This is a genomic window from Microcystis viridis FACHB-1342, from assembly GCF_014698335.1.
Classification (GTDB): domain Bacteria; phylum Cyanobacteriota; class Cyanobacteriia; order Cyanobacteriales; family Microcystaceae; genus Microcystis; species Microcystis ichthyoblabe_A.
On sequence record NZ_JACJSV010000054.1, the window covers coordinates 1 to 19,710 of the forward strand.

Annotated in this window: 19 protein-coding genes; 12 read left to right on the plus strand and 7 right to left on the minus strand. The window is 44.6% G+C overall.

From position 1 onward, the window contains the following. Positions 1–585: 585 nt before the first annotated feature. The gene (locus tag H6G40_RS16525) at positions 586–1,065 is read left to right on the plus strand and encodes a hypothetical protein (RefSeq protein ID WP_002735718.1); all 480 of its coding nucleotides are present in this window, start codon (positions 586–588) and stop codon (positions 1,063–1,065) included. Between the two features lie 220 nt (positions 1,066–1,285). Further along, positions 1,286–2,938, plus strand: a complete 1,653-nt coding sequence (locus H6G40_RS16530) for an acetolactate synthase large subunit (RefSeq protein WP_069473745.1) — start codon at positions 1,286–1,288, stop codon at positions 2,936–2,938. A 124-nt stretch (positions 2,939–3,062) separates the two neighbouring features. On the opposite strand, the gene H6G40_RS16535 is transcribed toward H6G40_RS16530, so the two are convergent. Continuing rightward, entirely contained in the window at positions 3,063–4,307 is a 1,245-nt protein-coding gene (locus tag H6G40_RS16535; protein WP_002744224.1) for a DUF4912 domain-containing protein, read from the minus strand. Between the two features lie 401 nt (positions 4,308–4,708). Between H6G40_RS16535 and H6G40_RS16540 the strand changes: the two genes are divergently transcribed. After that, positions 4,709–6,046, plus strand: coding sequence for a histidine phosphatase family protein (locus tag H6G40_RS16540; RefSeq protein ID WP_069473746.1), 1,338 nt, complete (start codon positions 4,709–4,711; stop codon positions 6,044–6,046). 239 nt (positions 6,047–6,285) lie between these two features. On the opposite strand, the gene crtD is transcribed toward H6G40_RS16540, so the two are convergent. Further along, positions 6,286–7,797 carry a C-3',4' desaturase CrtD gene (gene crtD, locus H6G40_RS16545; RefSeq protein WP_069473747.1) on the minus strand — a complete coding sequence of 504 codons (1,512 nt, stop codon included), beginning with the start codon at positions 7,795–7,797 and terminating at the stop codon, positions 6,286–6,288. Positions 7,798–7,986: 189 nt separating this feature from the next. Here crtD and H6G40_RS16550 point away from each other — a divergent pair, with 189 nt between their 5' ends. Both H6G40_RS16550 and nblR read left to right on the plus strand, forming a co-directional pair. Next, positions 7,987–8,508 carry a hypothetical protein gene (locus tag H6G40_RS16550; protein WP_002736927.1) on the plus strand — a complete coding sequence of 174 codons (522 nt, stop codon included), beginning with the start codon at positions 7,987–7,989 and terminating at the stop codon, positions 8,506–8,508. A gap of 70 nt (positions 8,509–8,578) precedes the next feature. Further along, positions 8,579–9,268: a response regulator transcription factor NblR gene (nblR, locus tag H6G40_RS16555; protein ID WP_042790735.1), complete on the plus strand. Its 690-nt coding sequence runs from the start codon at positions 8,579–8,581 to the stop codon at positions 9,266–9,268. A 139-nt stretch (positions 9,269–9,407) separates the two neighbouring features. Here the strand turns inward: nblR and H6G40_RS16560 are convergent, their stop codons facing one another. After that, positions 9,408–10,205, minus strand: a complete 798-nt coding sequence (locus tag H6G40_RS16560; protein ID WP_190537993.1) for a glutathione S-transferase — start codon at positions 10,203–10,205, stop codon at positions 9,408–9,410. 437 nt (positions 10,206–10,642) lie between these two features. Here H6G40_RS16560 and H6G40_RS16565 point away from each other — a divergent pair, with 437 nt between their 5' ends. From H6G40_RS16565 to H6G40_RS16580, 4 genes are all read left to right on the plus strand, one after another. After that, positions 10,643–11,071 carry an ATP-dependent zinc protease family protein gene (locus H6G40_RS16565; RefSeq protein ID WP_002737273.1) on the plus strand — a complete coding sequence of 143 codons (429 nt, stop codon included), beginning with the start codon at positions 10,643–10,645 and terminating at the stop codon, positions 11,069–11,071. 434 nt (positions 11,072–11,505) lie between these two features. Continuing rightward, positions 11,506–12,429, plus strand: coding sequence for a restriction endonuclease (locus H6G40_RS16570; protein WP_190537995.1), 924 nt, complete (start codon positions 11,506–11,508; stop codon positions 12,427–12,429). A 75-nt stretch (positions 12,430–12,504) separates the two neighbouring features. Further along, complete coding sequence (locus H6G40_RS16575; protein WP_002770022.1) at positions 12,505–13,086, plus strand: phycobiliprotein lyase; 582 nt, start codon at positions 12,505–12,507, stop codon at positions 13,084–13,086. 224 nt (positions 13,087–13,310) lie between these two features. Next, on the plus strand, positions 13,311–14,063 hold the full coding sequence (locus H6G40_RS16580) for a phycobilisome rod-core linker polypeptide (protein ID WP_002744197.1): 753 nt from the start codon (positions 13,311–13,313) through the stop codon (positions 14,061–14,063). An 89-nt stretch (positions 14,064–14,152) separates the two neighbouring features. Here H6G40_RS16580 and mnmA read toward each other — a convergent pair whose 3' ends face one another. Then, positions 14,153–15,211 carry a tRNA 2-thiouridine(34) synthase MnmA gene (gene mnmA / locus H6G40_RS16585; RefSeq protein WP_190538003.1) on the minus strand — a complete coding sequence of 353 codons (1,059 nt, stop codon included), beginning with the start codon at positions 15,209–15,211 and terminating at the stop codon, positions 14,153–14,155. A 105-nt stretch (positions 15,212–15,316) separates the two neighbouring features. On the opposite strand from mnmA, the gene H6G40_RS16590 reads away from it, so the two are divergent. Beyond that, positions 15,317–15,958 (plus strand): hypothetical protein, encoded by a 642-nt coding sequence (locus H6G40_RS16590; RefSeq protein ID WP_190537997.1) that lies wholly within the window; start codon positions 15,317–15,319, stop codon positions 15,956–15,958. 153 nt (positions 15,959–16,111) lie between these two features. Here the strand turns inward: H6G40_RS16590 and H6G40_RS16595 are convergent, their stop codons facing one another. Next, positions 16,112–17,089, minus strand: a complete 978-nt coding sequence (locus H6G40_RS16595) for an alpha/beta fold hydrolase (RefSeq protein ID WP_190537999.1) — start codon at positions 17,087–17,089, stop codon at positions 16,112–16,114. Positions 17,090–17,436: 347 nt separating this feature from the next. Here H6G40_RS16595 and H6G40_RS16600 point away from each other — a divergent pair, with 347 nt between their 5' ends. Continuing rightward, a complete protein-coding gene (locus H6G40_RS16600; protein WP_002735121.1) occupies positions 17,437–18,291 on the plus strand; it encodes a universal stress protein in 855 nt (284 codons plus the stop codon). A 3-nt stretch (positions 18,292–18,294) separates the two neighbouring features. Here H6G40_RS16600 and H6G40_RS16605 read toward each other — a convergent pair whose 3' ends face one another. Both H6G40_RS16605 and H6G40_RS16610 read right to left on the minus strand, forming a co-directional pair. Next, positions 18,295–18,468 carry a hypothetical protein gene (locus tag H6G40_RS16605; protein ID WP_242028780.1) on the minus strand — a complete coding sequence of 58 codons (174 nt, stop codon included), beginning with the start codon at positions 18,466–18,468 and terminating at the stop codon, positions 18,295–18,297. Next, on the minus strand, positions 18,449–18,799 hold the full coding sequence (locus H6G40_RS16610; RefSeq protein WP_190538005.1) for a phage integrase N-terminal SAM-like domain-containing protein: 351 nt from the start codon (positions 18,797–18,799) through the stop codon (positions 18,449–18,451). The genes H6G40_RS16605 and H6G40_RS16610 overlap by 20 nt, the downstream gene beginning before the upstream one ends. Positions 18,800–19,065: 266 nt before the next feature. Here H6G40_RS16610 and H6G40_RS16615 point away from each other — a divergent pair, with 266 nt between their 5' ends. Beyond that, positions 19,066–19,647, plus strand: coding sequence for a hypothetical protein (locus tag H6G40_RS16615; RefSeq protein WP_190538001.1), 582 nt, complete (start codon positions 19,066–19,068; stop codon positions 19,645–19,647). The last annotated feature ends 63 nt before the right edge of the window (positions 19,648–19,710 follow it).

Below are 19,710 nucleotides of genomic sequence, written 5' to 3' on the forward strand. Positions count from 1 at the left end.
TTAATCGTCTCTAAAATAGCCATTACATGACCATGAGGAAGACTTCTAATCACTTCAAAATGATTGGGAATGCCTTCAGTCATGGACAGTGTTGCCCCTTTAAGAGCCAGTTTCAGATTGTCGATAATATCATCGGGTAATTTTGAGAGATTGGCCAGAACGGAGGTGAACTAGGGGGGGTACTTTGTTCGGTGCTAGACTGATATTTCAGGAAGCCAGACAGGAGCCAGAAAAAGATATTTATCAGAAAAGTCATGATCAAGCTAGAGGTTTAAAGACTGATCGGGTTCCAATTATTTTTATTAATAAATATTTTACACAATTCATACCAGGTAAGCAAGAGGGCTACGCCACTACTACCAAATCATTACCCATCGGAGGCTATTTGGTTATCTCTTTAGTCTAGCGATCGCTCCGACTTGATACGTTATGACAGCAAATTAAATAGAGCATTCATTCGATCGCACTCAAGCGCGGGACTTCTGCTGACGCTAAGTTAAAATTATAAAAAGCCCACACTCCCAGAAAGCCATTTATTTTTTACAATGGAAGATTACCTGGATTATTTTTGCGGGGGGGCGATCGGTGATTCTCAATTTTTCCCTAAGGATTGTAGCGGCCAAAGGCAGACTATTCTGTAAGTTTTCACTCTACAAAACCTATCGGGTGGTCAGTAGCGCCCCCGTCGATGTCCTCTGGCAAAAATTAATCAATGTGGCCGATGTCTCTTGGCATCCTTTGATTGCCAAGGCCGATGTTCCCTTGGGTTTAATCGCTAAACCGGGGTTAATCTATCAAGCTGTCACCCGTCTGACTCCCATTCCTATCCGGGTTTTCGTGGAAAATGTCCGCCCCGGGGAACTCCTCAGCCTCAGAGTTCTCGCTATCCCCGGCATGGAACAGAAAATGACCTACCAAGTAGAATCAACCCTCTGTGGTACTTATATTTCCTATTCTGTCACCCTGCGCGGTTGGCTGTCCCCGTTTATCTGGTGGTTAAGTCGTCCCTATCTAGCCAAAGTCGCCGCCCAACTAGCCCACGCTGCCGAAGAATTAACGGCCTAAAAAAAAATTCCCCTCCATTGTGGTAATAAATAATCTGCCAAGGGTCAAGATCTAAGTCACAATAGTATATGGATAGACTTAAACAAAATTTTAGTCAGCTACATTGGTACATATAGTCTACTGATATCATCCCGACGAGTTGAGCGCAACAACCTCAATCCGCCGGGATGAACTATCTCTAGAGACTTTACTGATGAAGTAAGCTCTACAGGAGGGAATTATGGGGGAATTAAACACAGCCGAACTTCTAGTTAAATGTCTAGAGAATGAAGGGGTCGAGTATATTTTTGGGCTACCCGGGGAAGAAAACCTCGATGTTTTGGAAGCCCTAAAAAACTCCTCGATCAAATTTATCACCACCCGTCACGAACAGGGCGCGGCTTTTATGGCCGATGTCTATGGACGCTTGACGGGAAAAGCGGGGGTTTGTCTCTCCACCTTAGGACCGGGGGCGACTAACCTGATGACAGGGGTAGCCGATGCTAACCTGGATGGGGCACCCTTGGTGGCCATCACCGGCCAGGTGGGAACCGATCGGATGCACATTGAATCCCATCAATACCTGGATCTGGTGGCCATGTTCGCCCCAGTGACGAAATGGAATAAACAGATCGTCCGGCCGGGTATAACCCCAGAAGTGGTACGGAGAGCCTTTAAAACCGCCCAAAGTGAGAAACCGGGGGCAGTTCATATCGATCTTCCTGAAAATATCGCCGCTATGCCTGCCGATGGTAGTCCTTTGCCCCTCGACAGTCAGGAAAAAGTTTACGCTTCCTATCGGACTTTGAATATGGCGGCGGCAGTGATTTCTAAAGCGAAAAATCCCTTGATTTTGGCGGGAAATGGGGCAATTCGCGCTAATGCTAGTGAGGCTTTAACGGAATTCGCCACGGCCTTGAATATCCCTGTGGCTAACACTTTTATGGGTAAGGGGGTGATTCCCTATACCCATCCTCTGGCTCTTTGGGCGGTAGGATTACAGCAACGGGATTTGATTAGTTGTGCCTTCGATCGCAGTGATTTAATTATCGCTGTTGGTTACGATTTAATCGAGTATTCCCCGAAAAAATGGAATCCAGACGGGAAATTACCGATTATTCACATCGGCATGACTCCAGCGGAAATTGACAGCAGTTATGCTCCGGTGGTGGAAGTGGTGGGTGATATCACCGATTCTCTCATCGATATCCTCAAACGGGCTGATCGCCAGAATAAACCAACTCCTGTCACCGCGGGATTAAAGACGGAAATTCGGGCCGATTACGAAACCTATGCCAATGATACGGGTTTTCCGATCAAGCCACAAAAATTGATCTACGATCTGCGTCAGGTTATGGGACCGGAAGATATCGCTATTTGTGACGTGGGCGCTCATAAAATGTGGATGGCCCGCCATTATCACTCCGATTGTCCTAATACTTGCATTATTTCTAACGGTTTCGCCGCTATGGGTATTGCTATCCCTGGTGCGATCGCCGCTAAGTTAGTTCATCCCGATAAGCGCATTGTGGCGGTGACGGGAGACGGCGGTTTTATGATGAATTGTCAGGAATTGGAGACAGCTTTGCGGGTGGGAACTCCCTTCGTCACTCTCATCTTTAATGATGGCGGTTACGGTTTAATCGAATGGAAGCAGTTAAACTATTTTGGGACCTCTTCTTTTATTAAGTTTGGTAATCCCGATTTTGTTAAATTTGCCGAAAGTATGGGATTAAAAGGCTATCGGGTGGAATCTGCTCAGGATTTGATCCCGACACTAGAGGAGGCTTTCCGGCAAGAGGTGCCTACGGTGATCGATGTTCCCGTCGATTACGGTGAAAATCTGCGTCTTTCCCAAAAATCGGGCGATCTAAGCTGTCAGATTTGGGAATAGAAGTTGATAGCGCCAAGCAACCCCCTCGGTAGCTTGCCGTTAACTTCTCGAAAAAAATCCCCTAACTGAATCTCAGTTAGGGGGAAGTAATTAGGTTGGCTTTGGTAACGTTAGAAAACCCGATCTAGAATAACCATTCTAGAACCGCCTCATCTTTAGTGTTGGTGTTGCGAGAGGGGGTTTCCCGGGTAAATTTCATGTGGATAGAACGATTTTGTTCACCATCGGCGGCCACGGCCATAATCGGATAATCGATTAAACCATCTTGGAAGGACATCTGATAGCGGAAAGTGCCATCGGGATTGAGTTTAATCGGACGACCACCGATAGTTACGGTGGCATCGGGTTCGGTGGCACCATAGACGATTAATTCTGCATCGGCAACTAACCAGAATTTGCGCGGACGTTGTAGGGTTTCCGAAGCACCCATACCGATACCAGAAGCAGTCATCCCGATACCGGAAGCGGTTAGTCCCGATACCGTGGGAACTGCCCACATACCAACCCCGGAGGGGAATACATAAGAACTGATCACTTCCGACATCGGTACGGAACCAGCGACGTGCTGCATGGAACCAAACAAGGAACCGGCCACCCGTAGGGCCTCGATATCGCCGACACTCTCGAAAATTTGGTCGTAGATAGGGCTTCCGGTGGTTCCGGTGCTGCTGTCGTAGCGTTTGCTGGGGGGAACGAGTTCGTAAACAGTTTTACCCACCAGTTCTTCTTCCCAGTTAACGGTGACAAAAATATCTTCAATCCAGTCGGAAGGATAGACGGGAGGAATCCGCACTAAAGGAGAACGGGCCAAAACTAACCAACGTCCATCAGCACAACGATAACCGATATCGATAACATAATCTCGATCGCTGACTGGAATCGGTAAGTACCATTCCCGGGCTAATTCATCACAGAGATATTCTTGGACGCTATGCGCGCCTTGGCTATTGATATCGATATCGGTGACATCATAAAGACGCAGGGCTAACTGTTGTCCTCCTTGACGACGGAGATCTTCTTTTGATTCGTTGGGGATATCCCAGTAAGCATAGGCCCACTGAGGATCGCGAGGTAGGAGGGTAATGCGATTTTCCCCGTAGCCACCGGGCAGATCTCCTAAACCATCATCCACTGAACCTAGAATATCTTCGATCGGGTTAGCTTGACCTAATTCAAATTTTGCTGCTTCCACTGGTTTTTCCTCTTTAATAATAGATTTAAAATTGCCGCTTACTCCCATAGCTTGGGTAATTGCCTCGATTAATTGCGTTTTCCGCATCCGACTGTAACGAGAGATGCTGTATTGACTGGCAACTCGTCGTAGTTGCCGCAAGGTCATCTCATCTAAGGGGGGGTATTCTGGAACCATGAGTTGACGCTCTCCGATTAGTTACGACGGCAAATGTTTTTGGGCATTTGCAAAAGCAGTGATCTGGGTAATCCTTCAACTACTCATCGATTGCTTTGTGAACAAGAGATCCACTCGATGGGGATCAAGGGAATCGCTTGTTATAAATACCTATTAAACAGCAAGATTCCGATTTTGACCAAGTACATTGTCATGGTTTCTTGACTAAACCGCCAAACCCTTGATCCCAAAGAGATTGTTATATCAGGAAGTTTTGATATGCTGTGCTGCCTTGAAACTGTAGGCGATATTTTAGTACAAGCGAACTCTAGTAATTACTGATTACTGATCACTGATTTGTACTCCGATCCCGATCGCCTGTAATCTGATATTGAGACTTTTAGTTAAGGAGACTGAACCGCTTGGCTACTCGTGTGATTATTGTTCGTCATGGACAAAGCAGTTATAACGCAGAGCAGAAAATACAAGGTCGCAGTGATGGCTCGGTTTTGACGGAAAAAGGGCATCTGGACGCGGAAAAAGTAGGAAATGCCCTCAGTCAAATCGATATCGCCGCTTTTTACTGTAGTCCTCTCCAAAGAGCCAAATCTACTGCTGAGGTGATTCAGTCTCGTTTAAATCACTCTCCCGTCATTCAACCCACTTCGCAGTTACTAGAAATCGATCTGCCTATCTGGGAAAATATGGTCAAAGAGGAGGTAAAAGCTCAATACCCCCAAGAATATCGGGATTGGCACCAAAAACCTCATGAATTTAAGATGATACTGCCCGATGGTCAGGAACATTATCCCGTTCTCTCCCTCTATCAACAAGCGCAGGATTTTTGGCGGGAAATTATTCCCCAACACGAGGGCCAAACTATCCTCATTGTTGCCCATAACGGCATTAATCGCTGTTTAATCCTCAGTGCCATCGGTATTCCAGTTTCCTTATACCATTCCCTCCAACAATCTAACTGTTGCGTTAATGTTCTCAATTTTACGCGTGATTTTGGTGATCCTGTCCAGGTGGAATCCCTCAATCAAACGGCACACCTAGGGATAGCTTTACCCCCACCGCGTCCTCCTTTCCAAGGTTCTAGGCTGCTGCTTGTGCGTCACGGAGAAACCCAATGGAATCGGGATAAACGTTTTCAAGGGGTGCGCGATATTCCTCTCAATGATAATGGCAAAGCTCAAGCTGAGAAAGCCGCCGAATTTCTGCGAGAAACGGCGATCGATCACGCTGTCACCAGTCCTTTGTCCCGTCCCAAGGAAACTGCCCAAATTATCCTGCAATATCACCCCAATGTCACCTTAGACACCCAAGTGGATCTGACAGAAATCTGTCACGGACTTTGGGAAGGTAAATTAGAGGAGGAAATTGAAGCGAGTTTCCCCGGGATGTTAGAAGACTGGAAAAATGCCCCGGAAACCGTGCAAATGCCGGAAGGGGAGAATTTACAGGAGGTTTGGGATCGAGCGATCGCTTGTTGGCAGCAAATCGTTAAAACCTATAGTAATAGTGATAGTCCTAAGACAATTATGGTAGTAGCTCACGATGCCATTAATAAGGTGATTCTTTGTTATTTATTGGGTTTAAAACCCGCTAATTTCTGGAATATTAAACAGGGAAATGGTGCGGTTAGTGTTATCGATTATCCTAAAGGAGTTGACTCTCAACCAGTCCTGCAAGCAATTAATATTACCTCTCATCTAGGAGCGGGAATACTCGATCGCACGGCAGCCGGCGCTTTATAACAGTTATCAGTTATCAGTTATCAGTTATCAGTGGGTAAGTTAACAGTTAACAGTTATCAGTTATCAGTATTCAGTATTCAGAAGATTGCTTTTATTTATTCTTACCAATTCATAATTCATAATTCATAATTACGGCTAACTAGAAGCTAAGTACCTAAGCAAAATTAATTACACATTTCGATAAAGCTTTTGCCTATTGCCTCTTGCCTATTGCCTCTTGCCTATCTTCACTAGGAAATTTATTTTGCACGACTACTTAATTTATTCTCAATCTGTCTAACTACCGTTAGTGCCGAATAGCTGACTCCGGCAGTGCCTTCTCCCGGATGGGTGGAATCTCCTACTAACCAAAGATGGGGGATCGGAGTGCGCGTCGCTACGCCAAAAGGGCCAAAAGTGGACAGTCTTTGACCAATACCGCCGACAATGCCCTGATTTCGCCCCGTAAACCGTTCAAAAGTGCGAGGAGTAGCTGATTCGATGTGAACGATGTGATCAGGACTAAGATGGAAATAATTACCGAGACGCTCGATCGCCTCTTGGGTGTATGCTGCTTTTAATTGCTGATAATTATCTTCTCCTTTTCGCCACCAAAGACTGGTATCGGTGAAGGAAGAAGCAATAATCGTCGCTTTTCCCACTGGAGCGCGACCATCCCCTTCTTTACTCACGGAAACAAACAAAGAGTTATTTTCGCCGATTATGCCATCGTAATCGTAGAGAAATTGCAAATGGGGAGGACAATCGGGGGGAATAGCAGCGCGATCGACTCCTAAGTAAACCACAAAAGCAGCGGATGCGGGGGGAAGTTTTTCGATTCTCCGGTGATAAAGACTGGGAATGGCTTCGCGATCGATTAATTGTGGTAAATTTTGGATCGGGATATTAGCGACAATCTCATCGGCCATTTCTGGATGTATTTGACCATTTTTTTGATTTCTGACGATAATTCCCGTGGCTTTTCCCTTTTCTGTCAGTATTTTTTCCACTGTATGGCGCATTTGCAATTTACCGCCGTATTTTTCCAAAGCTGTTACTAGGCGATCGCTTAATACCTGCATACTACCCTGAAGGTGGGATAAACCTTGGGGAGACTGAGAAACTGCTAAAGCGGTGGCGGCATAAAGTAAAGCGGTTTCATCGGCAGTAACTTGGGAATAAAGCTTTAACTGGAGATCAAGGAAAGTTTTTAGGCGTTTATCCCTCTCTAAGCCGTATAATCGCAGAGCATCCCCCACAGTCATCAAAGTAAAGGGGAAGGTAATGGCAGTATCTACACGCAAAGCGGCGATTAATTGCCCTAAATCCCACCAGTTGCGCGGGGGTAAAACTGGATCGCGACTTTGAAAACGCCAACTTGCTTGAAAGAGTTTTTGTAATAATTGCCAAAAAGGTTCGCTGCCCGGAAATTGTTTTTGTCTTTCCTCTTGCCACTTTTGCCGATCGCGCCAGACATTGATCGGATTGGTTTCCCCCGGCAGAAAAACGGCACAGGCGGGATCGCAGGGGACAGAATCGGGTAAATCTATCCCTAATTCGGCAAAAATGCGCTGATGAATGCCCCCTACTTCTAATCCTGCCACTTGAGTTGCCCCCACGTCAAAAGTAAAACCCCGACGGGAAAAAGTCGAGGCACAACCCCCGGGGACAAGCGCCTGATCATATACTGTGACTTGATAACCTCGACGCGCCAATAATGCCGCCGCCGTTAGTCCGCCAATCCCTGCACCAATAACGGTAATTCGCGTCATTTTCTTAACAATTATGGCTCTTCTAGAGTAGTTATGATATGTTAGCAGAAAATAATCGACGCAAGCCTTGCCAAGTAAGGCTCACCAGAATTCAAAAAAGCAATTTTAATAAAAAAAGCTTTTTGCTTTGTTGGATTCCAGGCTATTTAAGGGTTTAGGCTCATTTAAACTACTAATTAAGGAAACTCTATGAACCAAGAATCCCTCGCTTTTAAGGACGGGAGTGTCAATACCTTAGTGATTTGTACTGGTTTTCATGATTCTAGATTGACGGAGGATTTTTTAGGACATCTGGGGAGCAAATCGGTAAAATTACGCTCCTATATTATTATTTCTCCTTTTTCTTGCTTAAATGAAGCTTTTTTACCCGGAGAAGACCTAACCTTGATTGGGTTTAGTGCGGGGGTGGTAAATGCGATCGCTTTAGCCTATTATTGGCAAGCTCAAGGGGTGAAAATTCGAGCTTTAATGGCTCTGGACGGGTGGGGAGTGCCATTAATCGGTAATTTTCCCATTTATCGCCTTAGTCATGATTATTTTACCCATTGGAGTTCCTGTTTATTGGGTAGCGGTGGAGAAAATTTTTATGCGGATCCCCCTGTAGATCATCTTAGCCTCTGGTCGTCCCCCGATCGAGTGACCGGTTGGTCTGTCAATGGTAATTTTGTCCAACGCACCACAGCGTTAACTTTTTTATCTAAAATCGGTTAGGCAAGAATGAATTAAGTATAATTGGCCAGTCGCCTCCCTATCTTTCCTATTTCTTTACCGCTGCCGACTAATGAGTACACAAGTTCTGAGTTCTTCGATTCTCTTGGTGGGAATTGAGGAGAATATCGCTAAACTAGCTAGTGCGAACTTGCAAGAAGCAGGTTATCGTCCCCTGATTGTGCCTAGCATTGATAGCGCTTTCCCAGAAGTGGAAAGTTGGCAGCCAGCGATGATTATACTCGATCGCCTCCTCGCGGCGGAGGCCGGTGTCAAGTTTTGTCGTCGTTTACGTTCCCAGGGAAGTCGCGTTTATATTATTTTATTAGTATCTCAAGAAACTCTAGAAGAACGTCTCGCCTGTTTGGAAGCGGGAGCCGACGATTATTTTCTCAAACCCTATAATTCGCAATCTTTCCTCAAATTAATCCGTTTTTACCTGCAACCGATGGAAACTATCCCCGAACAATTGCGCTTCGGTGACTTAGTATTGGATTTAGCCACTCGTCGTCTCTCCTATAAGAACAAAAATATTGAGTTGACGATGAAGGAATTTGAACTGCTCCGCTACCTGATGATTCACCCGAAAGAAGTATTATCAAGGGATCAAATTCTCGAAAATGTCTGGGGAGATGAATTTCAAGGAGAATCAAACGTTATTGAGGTATATATTCGCTATTTACGCCTGAAAATGGAAGCTGGTGGTCAAAAACGCCTCATTCATACCGTGCGCGGTGTTGGCTACGTTTTACGCGAATCTTAACAGGAGATAGGAGATTGCTTTTATTTAATCTCCCTACACCCCACACCCCACACCCCACACCCCACACCCCACACCCCACACCCCACACCCTACACCCCACACCCCACACCCCACACCCCACCACCCTAGTCAAGCTCTGCTATTCAATCTGGATAGAGTTGGGGGAATCGATGGGAGGGGTGGAACTCCCCGGGGTAATAGTTTGACGGTATTGACTATAAAGACGATCACGCCAGACAAAAAAGCCCTCGTAGGCGCTATTATCAGCTAACCCTGGAATCCCCTTGCCTTGCAATTCCGGGGGTAAGTTGAGATAGGAACCCTGGGGAAACTTAAGCAGTACACTTAATCCCGCCACAGCTAAATCGGCTAAACTGGGCTGATCCCCGACTAAATAGGGACGATTGGCTAAAATGAGGTTTAAAGCCTCTAAGTCCTGTTGTAGCCCTTTTTTAGCCGTATTGATAGCATCTTTTCCCAGACCTACACCCGTCCCAAAAATATCAATTAATTCCCCCGGCAAGGAACCCAGCAACAAGCGCATAAAATCGGGAGTTTCCCGGGGTAAAAAGGCGGTACGAAAGTTTTGATTTTGGGCAAAAGCGCCGAGAAAAGCGGTTCTTCCTTTTAATCCCAGGGATTCATCGGCCCATTCTTCGATTAATAAACATTGACCCCGTTGGAGGGGATCTGTAGGGATAATTGGTTTTTCAGGATACTTGCGATCGAGATAAAAAGCAATCTCCGTCGAGTCAGCGATATAAGTGTCACCATCCTTGAGGACCGGGACCTGGCGCTGTCCGGAAAGACGGAATAATTCCAATTGTCCCACCCCTGGCACCACGTCCCTTTTTTTATAGGCAAGACCTTTATAGTCGAGGATGAGACGGACTTTCTCACAATAGGCAGATAATTCAAATTGGTAGAGTTCTAGCATAGGATAATATAGCCTCTCGATAAATCAGTTTCTCCCTGATTACTCTAACCCTATCCGGCATCAATCGCCTAAACCTAAAGACTTTACTCCGATTTTACTCAAACATTTGTGGTTCTTCGGGTTGTGTTATGCAATGGACGGGGGTTATAAGGGATGAAACCCTTATAGAAACAGACATTACCGCAATTTTTGTCAATTGTTTGCGATCTGGAGCGAACTAATCAATTAAGTCTCTTGCCAGATAAGGATTTAGTCGATTTATGCCCCCCTATCGAACCATACCAAGTAACGAAGAAGCAGATGGTTTTAAATTCATACCACACCCAGGAGTTTGAATGGTCTAATTGTAGTCGCTCAAATTCAATCTGTAAACTTTTAGAGGGAGGAAATTAAGAATTCTGCTACATTAATGAATATTCTAGACGAGAGACAAAAAAATGACCCTCGATCGAGTGATCGTCGGTTGGCGAGAATGGCTCGATTTACCCGATTTAGGCATTACCAAAATTAAGGCCAAGATTGATACAGGCGCTCGCTCCTCGGCCCTACACGCTTTTCATCTGCATCCTTTTCGAGATGGCGATCGCAATTGGCTGCGCTTTCAAGTTCATCCCTACCAAAAAGATAGTCACCACACTGTCACCACCACCGCAGAAATCCTCGAATGGCGACAGGTAAAAAATTCCGGTGGTCAAAGTCAACTACGTCCCGTTATCAGAACAAGTGTATTGCTTGGCGGTCGTCAATGGCCGATCGAATTAACCTTGACTAATCGCGATGTCATGGGGTTTCGGATGTTATTAGGACGAGAGGCCCTTAAAAAAGGCTTTCTTGTCCATCCGAATAGGTCTTTTTTACTGAGTTAAGTTATATTTAAAGCCGTGGCTCTCCCAGGTTTGGTGGGTAAAATGTATTCTAAGATACATTACTCAAGAGCGAGGGAGTGGAGCGAACCACAAAGACACAAAGGACACAAAGATCGATCGATCCTATGTAAGTTAAACTTATCACACAGAACCTAGAAGAGCCAAGCCGTCAGTTTTGCATCAGTTATCAGTTATCAGATGTGAGTTTTTAGTTCACTGTTTTCTGTTTACTGTTCACTAAAAAAGCTCCACTGCTTTCCTATACCTTTTAAACAAGATTTAGTATTAGATGCCCATAATATTGATTCTCTCTCAGATTCTTGAGGAATGCCTCTCGACATTCTTAATAATTTCAGGTGTATTATTATCTATCTAAATTCTTGGAGCTTGTTGCTGTATAATTGTGATGACTGCCCCCGCTTTTCATCTGAACTATGCCTATTCCCGATTTTCAATCGATTATGTTGCCTCTATTAAAAATACTTGCAGATGGCAAAGTGTATAAATATCGAGAAATTATTGAAGCCTTGGTCAGAGAGTTTCAAGTCACAGAAGCGGAAAGAAAAGAAATGCTTCCCAGTGGACAACAAGAAATTTTTTCTAATCGAGTCAGTTGGGCAAAAACCTATTTAAAGAAAGCGGGATTAATTGACTCACCCCAAAGGGCAACTTTTGTAATTTCTGAGAAAGGAAAAGAAATCTTATCTCAAAATCCTGCTCGAATTGATGCCAAATTTCTGAGACAGTTTCCTGAATTTCAAGAATTCAATCGAGTCAATAAGCAAAATGAAACTATTACTCTTGAAAGCAATTTATCAACTTCTGATCAAGAACAAAATCCCGAGGAATTACTAGAAAACTCCTATCAAGAAATTCGTCAAGCATTAGCAACAGACTTACTTTTTATTCTGCGAAAATTATCCCCAGATGCTTTTGAAAAATTAGTAGTAGAATTACTGGTAAAAATGGGTTATGGTGGCTCGATTAGAGATGCAGGTAAAGCAGTGGGTAAGAGCGGTGATCAAGGGATTGATGGAATAATAAAAGAAGATAGACTCGGTTTAGATATAATCTATATTCAAGCCAAAAGATGGGCTGATAATAATGCCGTTGGTCGTCCAGAAATTCAGAAATTTGTCGGGGCATTAGCGGGACAAGGAGCCAAAAAAGGTATTTTTATCACTACCTCATATTTTACCAAAGAGGCGTTAGAATATGCCCCCAGAAATGAGATAAAAATAGTGCTGATTGATGGGGAAGAATTAGGTCAATTGATGATTGATTATAATTTAGGTGTATCGACAAAAGAAATCTATGAAATCAAGAGAATTGATCATGATTATTTTGGGGATGAATGAGAGAGAGAGGAGGACAAGGGTTACAGAAAACGGCCATGGCGTTAAAATAGATGGGAAAAATAGAGGATAAAAACTATGGACGGGATGACCTTTTTTCAGAAAAGTGCGGGACAGTGGAAATCTCAGCGCACCACCCATCATTTACCCTTTCGACGCTCAGAAACCGGCGATTCCGAGATTTATGTGGAAGCTTTAAGCGCCGATAACCCGAAAATTATCGCTATCTGTGAAATGCACGAAGTCGATCCCGCTAAGACTGTGGGGGGTGCCTTTGTCAGTTGGGATGGTTCGATGCAGTGGGACAAAGAAGACGAAAATCATCAAGGAACCACCGTTTTTGCGCTAATTCCCGACGAAGATAATCCCCAAGCGGGTGTTCTCCTGCGGGAGCGCGGTTATGCGGAAATCGTTCCCGTGGCGGGCCGTTATCACATTGATGAACAGGAAGGTTTAGTCTTAATTACAGAATACGAAACTATGACCTCGATCGAGCGTTTTTGGTTTGCCGATGCCGATTTACGTCTCCGCACTAGCACAGTTCAACGTTTTGGGGGTTTTAATACGGCCACTTTTTGTGCTGAATCCCGTAATCAGTCATCGGAGTCAGTCTCTAGTGATTCCCCCGAACCTTCATCCTATTCGATTAGTGGCTGGTAAATTCAGTTATCAGTTATCAGTTTTTTTCTCCAATCTCCCCGCTCCCGCTCCGGCGCTCCCTGCTCCGGCGCTCCCTGCTCCGGCGCTCCCCCACTCCCCGGATGGTAAGCAAGTTTTCTTAACAATTGTAAGAATTTTTAATATTTCTTTTCTAGTTGGCACCTACTCCCTTATCATTAGGAGGAAAGTTTTTTAAGCATTTCTAAGGATACGGAGGTTTACCCTTGGCCATTCCTCTTTTAAATTACGCCCCCAAGTCCCAAAACGTGCGGGTAGCTGGTTATGATGTCGGTGGAGACGAAAAACCGAAAGTTTACACGACAGAAAATGTCCTCTCCCCTACCGACCTGGACGATTTAATCGAAGCCGCTTACCGTCAGATTTTCTTCCATGCCTTCAAATGGGATCGGGAACCCTTCCTCGAATCCCAATTACGCAATGGACAATTATCGGTGCGGGATTTCATTCGTGGTTTACTGTTATCGAAAACCTTCTATAACAGCTTCTACGAGAAAAACAGCAACTATCGCTTTGTCGAACAGGTAGTACAAAGAGTTCTCGGTCGCGATGTCTATAGCGAAAGAGAAAAAATTGCTTGGTCGATTGTCGTTGCCACCAAAGGGATTCAAGGTTTTGTCGATCAACTTCTCAACAGTGACGAGTATCTGCAAAGCTTTGGTTATGATACCGTTCCCTACCAACGTCGTCGCACCCTAGCCAGCCGCGAAATTGGTGAACGTCCATTCAACATCACCTCGCCTCGCTACGATGGCTACTATCGTGGTATTTTGGGCTTCCCTCAAATCGTTTGGCAGAATGCTGTCCGTCGCTATGTTCCCCAAGAGCAAAAACCCAAAGCTGGCGATCCTTCCAGCTTCTTGGCTATGGCCCGGGGTCTCGGTAGCGCCAAAGGCAATCCTGTACCAAGAGTCTCCGCTATGAATATTAACATCGAGGCTTCTGTACCCCGTCGTTAATTTTTAGCTAAACCTACCGGGGAGAGTCCCTAATTGGCAGAATGACCTGCGAACCATAATCAGGTTATTCTGTGAATTGGTGGCTCTCCCTATGGGGTGGCTCCTGAGATAATCCCCCCACCGAGGACAATCTCCCCTTCATAAATTACGGCTGCTTGGCCGGGGGTGATACTAAATTGTGGTTCATCAAAAACCAGTTTCACTTGCTCATTTTCTAGGGGAATAACATTGACGGGAACGGCCGGAGAACGATAACGGACCTGTACTTGAGCGCGGATAGGGGTGGTGGGTTGAGCAATAGAAACCCAGTTCATCCGTGCGACAAGACAATCGGCACTAACGGCACTGGCGCGATTACCGACGATAACCCGATTCATGACGGGATCGAGTTTGACCACATAGAGGGGTTCGGCGGCGGCGATGCCGATGCCTTTGCGTTGTCCGATCGTATAATGATGGATACCACTATGTTTACCCAAAACTTTGCCATCAAGATCGACGATATCGCCCTCACTAACGGCGATATACTTATCCAAGAACGAGCGCATAGTTCCATGAGCTTCAATCAAGCATAAATCCTGACTATCGGGTTTATCTGCTGTTTTTAAGCCGAATTCCTGGGCAATCCTGCGGGTTTCTGCCTTGGTTTGTTCGCCCAAGGGAAATAAAGTCCCACGCAGTACATCTTGAGTTAGATCATAGAGAAAATAGGATTGATCTTTATTTTGATCGACGGCACGCAGCAGTTGATAACGGTTGTTTTCAGGAGAAAAACGAATTCTGGCGTAGTGACCAGTGGCAATAGTGTCCGTTTGCAAGGTTTCCCTAGCATAATGCAGCATCGGGCTAAATTTTACCGCTTTATTGCACTGAGAACAGGGCAGCGGTGTGATTCCCGCTTCGTAACCAGAAACTAGATAATCAATAATTTCTTTTTGGAAAAGCTCGCGACTATCGACGATATGATGGGAAACCCCCAACTGCTCACAAATAAAGGCCGCATCTACCATTCCCTCGGAGCAGCATTGACCTTTACCCTTCATTAACCACAGGGTCAAGCCAATAACATCATAACCTTGAGCGTGTAAGGCGGCAGCGGCAACAGAGCTATCTACTCCCCCCGATAGACCGACAACAACTTTCCCCATAAACTTTGTCATGATTTTTAACCAATATACTTTCTAGACTAGCATCTCCTCCTTTAAAATTTGGACATGGTGTACCCAAATTTCGTGTGAGGACAAACCAGCACAATGAGAACAAACTTACTGTTTTTCTCGGCTTTATTTTGGTTAAAAGTCGGGATAATCGCTCAAGGAACGCTGCTGCTAAAAGCCAACTTATCTTTTGCCCAGAATCTTTATCCCGGTCGTCGTTTGCCCCCACCGCCGGCAGTGAGACAACCAACTAAACGTTCTGACAGTCCCAGTGCCGTTAATTGTTCCCAATGTCCACCCTTAAATTTACCCTCGGTTAATTCTCCATCAGTTCGCCCCCCGGTGGCTGCCCCGGTTTCCGGTAATCAACCCCTGAGAGAATACGTTTTTCAAGCCCCCGCTCCCGTGCGTCCTGCCGATGCTACGGTGATTAATAATCATCCTCGTCCAACTGTCAATCCACCGGCACCCAGACCTGAAAATCGCGCCAATAAACCCCCTTCTCCCCCACCACAGCAGCGGGTTATTGCTACTAATCAACTCTTTCGCGTTGAAGTTAAAAGTAATAGTGCAGAAGCGTTGGCAAAAATTAAAGAAATTGAACCCCTCGCATTTATCCGCGCAGGAGAAAATGTTATTCAAGCGGGGTTATTTCAGCAACAATACCAAGCTAAACAACGGTTACAAGAGTTAACTAGACAGGGTTTTAGCGCCCAGATTATTACCCTCAATAATTAGGGTTTGCGGCAAAAAGTCTGTTGGTGGGGTGTAGGGTGTGGGGTGTAGGGTTTTATTCCCCCCCGTTCACTCCAATGGCTGACACTTTTTGATATCAAAAAAGTCTAAAAGTTTTATCCAACAAGGTTTTTAGATTTATTCAGCAGACCCTACCTAGCACACAGAGTTAATTTTGTCAAGCAAAATTCTGACCGCATCGATGATCACATCCGGTTGATCCATCCAGACAAAATGACTACTTTTATCCGCTTGTATTTGCAGAAAATCTCCAGATAACTTGCCTAATTCCAGGTGCATCTCCTCCCGGAGTCGGTTGGCACTTTTGAGAGGAATAAAGCGAGTCCAAAGGGAGGGTTTAAAAAAAGAATTAGCTTTAATACTAACTATCGGTAAATTACCGAAATTGTTAGCCTCACTCACCTGACGAGCGCTTTGGTCGAGATTAAACATTTCTCTACTCATCGTCATCCAGTGTTTAGCGCGACAGAAAGAACGCTTAACTCGATCACAAGAATCTGGGGAAAAGCGACGCAATTCTGGTTTTAATAATTCAAAAACTCCTAGAACTCTCAAAACTCGTATAATGCCTAAAATTGAGCCGATAATCGACATCAAAAATCCAGAGATGAAAAATAATTTTAATGCCTTTAATGCTGGCGACATTTTCAGCATTCCTTTGTCGTGTAAACCGTCGGTGAGTACCAAACCTACTACTTTTTCTGGGAACAGATGAGCATACAGTCGAACATTATAACTGCCAAAAGAATCACCAACTAAAATATAAGGCGGTTCTATTTTTGCTTGGGTTAGTAATTTATCTAATTCCTGAACAATTTGGTAGCTAGTTCGGGGATATGGACTAGGATCACTCCAACCATAACCGGCTCGATCATAAATACAAACCCTAGCTAATTGTGACAATTTTTCTAGCAAAAAATATCCCTCAATTCCCCCTAAACTATGGTCAATAATAATAGTGGGACTAGCCGTTCCCGCTAGACAAAAATGTAGGCGATATTTACCCAGATTAATCAAATGACCCGGCGGTGCTTTTTGTTCTTCTAACCAAACAGATAGCGTCTGATAAACTGTCGTCGCTACTAGGATAATTACCCGAATTGATAAAGACATAACTACACCTCTTGTAAAAATAAAAAATTCTTGTGGTTGCTGGAGAATTAACCATGAATAATCATCAATTAAATGGTCAATTTAGCTGTGATTAAAAGAGAGCGCCAGCATTGCAGCCAAAATATAATACAAATGAACGCTTGACACGATGATTTTGAGCCAAGTATTTCTAGTCAATTGAGCATAAATACTTAAAATCCCCTCAAGTGCGAGCTGCTACGCAGTGCCTTCGGCATCGCATTTACCTAAGAAAAAGCGCTTAATAAGTTGTTAAATTTCGGGAACAACATTAGCAGTATGCTGAAAATTGGCTAAAACCATTAAGATCATAGACCGAGTTTAATCTTATGCTAGAGAAAATACTATACGCTGATTCCGGCGCAGGTCAAACCCAAGAAATGCTACAAGCATTGATGGATCTCCCCGCTATCCGGAAAGCGTCGATTACCATTCTCCGGGTTGTTCCCCCTCAGATTACCACCGAAGCTCTGGCCAGTAAATGGGAAGAAGGGACCCAAATGCTGACTAAAATCCTGCAAGAAGTCAAAATTGAACCGAGCAAAGTCTCCACGATTCTGCGTCAAGGAGATCCCAAAGATACCGTCTGTCAAGTTGCCGACGAAATCGGTGCAGACTTGATCCTGATGGGTTCCCGAGGACTGAAGCGACTGGAGGCAATTCTAGAAAATTCCGTCAGTCAATACGTCTTTCAACTGACTAATCACCCGATGTTATTGGTAAAAGACGATATTTACGTCAAAAAAATCAAAAAGGTGATGGTAGCTCTCGATAAGTCTAGCTCGGCTGATTTAGCTCTCGATCTGGCTATTTATCTCCTGCGGGATTATCCTTCAGCGGAGTTAATTCTGGCCCGCGTCAACCCCGACTTAAAACCGGAATTTGCCCCCACTTCCCCCAAAGAAATGGAAGAAAACCCGATTATAGGGCCGGCAGTGGCAAAAGCGAAACGGATGAATATACCCTATCGCTGCGTGGTGACGGGGGGTAAACCGGGAGAACAACTCTGCAAACTCGTCGATGATTATGGTGTCGATCTCTTACTGTTGGGTTCGCCCGATCGCCGTCCTTCCGTGGCTAAGAGTTTACCAGATCTCGATCGCCTTCTCGGTACTTCCCTTTCGGATTATGTGCGGGTTAATGTCAATTGTCCCGTCCTTTTAGCCAGAAAAGAAGGGATTTAGCCCCTATTGGCTGTAGGCAGGTAAGTCTTGACTCATTTGATTTAAGTTGCTGGCAATGGCTTTCATCGTCATAAAAGCCGAGCTAAAGGCGATTAGCTCATTTAAGGGATAACTTCGACTCTCAACCCGCAAGCTCAGTAATTGCTTCTCAAGAGATTCAATTTCTTCGATGAGCAATCCTAACTTTGGTGGGTTGAGAATTACCTGGGCAGCGATCGCAGTTTGTTGTGCGATCGCTAAAATCATCAGCCATTTTTACTTTTTTGGTGAGGACGGTGGGCAGACGTTTGTGACCTTTTGCTCGTAAATATGCACCGATATTTTCCAGTTCAATTTTAAGAACTTCTCGATAAAGGAAAAGGATGGCGTTGAGGGCTTGGTTTTGGGTGGCGGCGGCAACGTTTTTATCAACGGCAAGATGGGTCAAAAAGGCTCTAATTTCTTCACCCCCCATTTCACGGGGATGTTTTTTCTGATGGAAGAGCAGATAACGCTTAATCCAGTCCAGATATGTTTGTTCGGTGCGGTAGGAGTAATGCGGTAGGGCGTATCGTCTCTCGCACTACCTCCAGGAGTTGGGGAGATGGGGGAGGGTTCATCACAGAGTATGCTAATCGGCATAACACGCTTATTGTAATATTATACGGAAAACTTCTCGCAATCGCTCCATTTGAGCGTAATATACGGAAAGATTCTTAAAAAAATGCGTATTTGGCGTAATGTACGGAAAATTTCCGCATAACATATAGTTATGCACTCGAAATTAAGGCTCCTATGCTGAAAAAAATACTCACAGACCCCTTTTCATTATTTACACTTGGCACAGTGTCTATTGTTTGGTTTCTTTCGTTATTTTATTTTTTGAGTGATGGGGCGGAATCATTTAGTGATTTCTTCTTTTCTTTCGGTGGTTTCATTTTGCTAACAGTCATATCTGTAGTGTTTCTTTTTCTTTACTTAAAGAAAAAGGGGTGGCATTTTCAGAGCGTATTTGCTTTAATTCGGCATCCTGGTGTTTATGTAGTGTTATTGAGTTTTCTCGGAAGCTATCTATTGGATATTTATCCTTACATACCATTCGAAATTCGATTTAAACTTAGCCAGCAAGCGTTAGAAGATTTTGCAAAGCACCCAATTTCAGATAATGACAATTCAACAGTTCAATGGGTCGGCCTGTTCCCGTTACGAGAAGTAGATATTGCTGGAACGTCTGTTAGGATGATAGTTTCTGAATGTTTTTTGGATGATTGTGGTTTTGTGTATAGTCCAAATGGTGATCCACCAATAGTTTACGAAGACAGTTATTATGAACTCCCTTTTGCGGAAAATTGGTATTATTGGCATCGTAGTTGGTAAAATCAGCGCCGCCCATCAGCGTATGCAGTGCGATCGCCGATCTGGTAGGGTGCGTTAATGAAA

What these genes read in the sequence shown, in the direction of transcription:
- nblR (WP_042790735.1), top strand. Translation starts at nt 8,579, where the DNA reads ATGAGTACACAAGTTCTGAGTTCTTCGATTCTCTTGGTGGGAATTGAG.
- crtD (WP_069473747.1), bottom strand. Translation starts at nt 7,797, where the DNA reads ATGACGCGAATTACCGTTATTGGTGCAGGGATTGGCGGACTAACGGCG.
- H6G40_RS16575 (WP_002770022.1), top strand. Translation starts at nt 12,505, where the DNA reads ATGGACGGGATGACCTTTTTTCAGAAAAGTGCGGGACAGTGGAAATCT.
- H6G40_RS16550 (WP_002736927.1), top strand. Translation starts at nt 7,987, where the DNA reads ATGAACCAAGAATCCCTCGCTTTTAAGGACGGGAGTGTCAATACCTTA.
- H6G40_RS16565 (WP_002737273.1), top strand. Translation starts at nt 10,643, where the DNA reads ATGACCCTCGATCGAGTGATCGTCGGTTGGCGAGAATGGCTCGATTTA.
- H6G40_RS16560 (WP_190537993.1), bottom strand. Translation starts at nt 10,205, where the DNA reads ATGCTAGAACTCTACCAATTTGAATTATCTGCCTATTGTGAGAAAGTC.
- H6G40_RS16530 (WP_069473745.1), top strand. Translation starts at nt 1,286, where the DNA reads ATGGGGGAATTAAACACAGCCGAACTTCTAGTTAAATGTCTAGAGAAT.
- H6G40_RS16535 (WP_002744224.1), bottom strand. Translation starts at nt 4,307, where the DNA reads ATGGTTCCAGAATACCCCCCCTTAGATGAGATGACCTTGCGGCAACTA.
- H6G40_RS16570 (WP_190537995.1), top strand. Translation starts at nt 11,506, where the DNA reads ATGCCTATTCCCGATTTTCAATCGATTATGTTGCCTCTATTAAAAATA.
- H6G40_RS16600 (WP_002735121.1), top strand. Translation starts at nt 17,437, where the DNA reads ATGCTAGAGAAAATACTATACGCTGATTCCGGCGCAGGTCAAACCCAA.
- H6G40_RS16590 (WP_190537997.1), top strand. Translation starts at nt 15,317, where the DNA reads ATGAGAACAAACTTACTGTTTTTCTCGGCTTTATTTTGGTTAAAAGTC.
- H6G40_RS16615 (WP_190538001.1), top strand. Translation starts at nt 19,066, where the DNA reads ATGCTGAAAAAAATACTCACAGACCCCTTTTCATTATTTACACTTGGC.
- mnmA (WP_190538003.1), bottom strand. Translation starts at nt 15,211, where the DNA reads ATGGGGAAAGTTGTTGTCGGTCTATCGGGGGGAGTAGATAGCTCTGTT.
- H6G40_RS16595 (WP_190537999.1), bottom strand. Translation starts at nt 17,089, where the DNA reads ATGTCTTTATCAATTCGGGTAATTATCCTAGTAGCGACGACAGTTTAT.